The following is a 556-nucleotide window of genomic DNA, read 5'->3' as shown; positions in this document are numbered from 1 at the left end:
AATAGACACTCCCATGATTTCTGCTGCGGTTGCGGCGTGAATGTCTTTACCGTCACGGAAGGCATCAAGCAGCGCTTGGTCGCCAGAAAGGTGCGCCATAATACGCAGCTCGATTTGCGAGTAGTCGACAGCCAGAACCTTGTAACCAGCAGGAGCTACAAACGCCTGACGAATACGACGACCTTCTTCGTTACGGATTGGAATGTTCTGCAAGTTTGGATCGGTAGACGACAAACGACCTGTCGCAGTCACCGCTTGATGGTAAGAGGTGTGTACACGACCAGTTGAAGGGTTGATCATCTTCGGCAGCTTGTCTGTGTATGTCGACTTCAGCTTCGCTAAGCCACGGTATTCTAGGATCAGTTTTGGCAGTGGGTAATCCAACGCAAGCTCCTGCAACACCTCTTCATTGGTTGAAGGTGTGCCAGATGGCGTTTTTTTCACAACAGGTAGACCCATTTTTTCAAATAGGATGGCTTGTAATTGCTTTGGCGAGTTCATGTTGAACTCTTGTTCTGCGATTTCGTAAGCTTTTTGTTCAAGCTCTTCTAAACGG

General features: G+C 48.4%; 1 protein-coding gene. It reads right to left on the bottom strand.

The features are described 5' to 3' along the window. Nucleotides 1–556: DNA polymerase (locus R7R24_RS29475; RefSeq protein ID WP_318120561.1), on the bottom strand; the 556-nt coding region annotated here is incomplete at both ends.

The organism is Vibrio sp. 704, from assembly GCF_033339295.1.
This window is presented reverse-complemented; position numbering and strand designations above follow the sequence as displayed.